This is a genomic window from Pseudomonas sp. HMWF006 (assembly GCF_003061205.1).
Classification (GTDB): domain Bacteria; phylum Pseudomonadota; class Gammaproteobacteria; order Pseudomonadales; family Pseudomonadaceae; genus Aquipseudomonas; species Aquipseudomonas monsensis.
The window spans coordinates 1-1,132 of the sequence record NZ_QAIU01000451.1 but is presented as its reverse complement, the minus strand read 5'-3'; the positions used below and the strand labels follow the sequence as shown (position 1 = coordinate 1,132).

The window sequence follows — 1,132 nt, the reverse complement described above, 5'->3', positions numbered from 1 at the left end:
GGGCTGGCGGATCAAGTGGTCGAGTTTGGCCAGCACTTGCGCGTCCATGCCCAGGGTTTCCAGATGCAGACGTCCGGCCTGTTTGTCCAGCAGACGCATCACCACCCTTTCGCCATGCCCGGTGGGCACGGTGGAGACGCGAATGTCGATTGGCCGCCCGGCCACGCGCAACGCGATGCGACCGTCCTGCGGCAGGCGTTTTTCAGCGATGTCGAGCTGGGCCATGATCTTGATTCGCGACACCAGCGCACCGTGCAGCGCCTTGCGCGGCGAAACCACATCACGCAAGGTGCCGTCGACCCGGTAGCGCACCACCGAATGGGTTTCGAACGGTTCGATATGTATGTCGCTGGCCTCATCGCGCGCGGCCTGGGTGAGCAGCGCGTTGATCATGCGAATCACCGGCGCGCCGTCCTGAGTGTCGAGCAAGTCGGTGATTTCCGGCATGTCCTGCATCAGGCGGTCGAGATCGACTTCGTTTTCCGCCGCACCGACCACCGCCGCCGCGCTGCCAGTATCGGCATAAGCGCTGGCGAGCAAGCCATCGAGTTCGTCATCGCGCACGCGCTGTATCGTGGTCGCGCCAAACTGCCGCCGCGCCTCACTGATCGACCAGCCGGGCGTCGACGGGCACACCGTCAACACCCCATCACACAACAAAATCCGCTGCGCCTTGGCCCAGGCGTAAGGCAACGCACTCATCTCCTGAACTCCTCCAACTCCACTGTGGTGAGTTGCAGATTGCGGGCAGGGTTCAAAAGCGTTTGCTCCCGTCAATCGGCACCGCTTTGGTCCATGTGCAAGGCAACGCACTCATCTCCTGAACTCCCCCAGTTCCACTGTGGCGAGGGGATTTATCCCCGCTGGGTTGCGCAGCAACCCCAAATCCTGCAACCGAATTTCGCCAGACATACCGAGTGTTTCGGGTTTACGCCTGCTGCGCAGCCGAACGGGGATAAACCCCCTCACCACAGGGGTGGGTTGCACATTGCGAGCTGGTTTCAAAAGCGTCTGCTCCCCTCAATCGGTACGGCTTTGGTCCATGTGCAAGGCAACGCACTCATCTCCTTAACTCCCACAATTCCACTGTGGCGAGGGGATTTATCCCCGTTGGGTTGCGCAGCAACCCCAA

At 61.4% G+C, this 1,132-nt stretch carries 1 protein-coding gene; it reads right to left on the bottom strand.

The window, feature by feature from the left end; genetic code table 11:
• On the bottom strand, window positions 1–702 hold a 702-nt coding region (locus tag DBR24_RS19500), incomplete at its 3' end, for a GspE/PulE family protein (RefSeq protein ID WP_177490627.1).
• Window positions 703–1,132 lie beyond the last annotated feature (430 nt).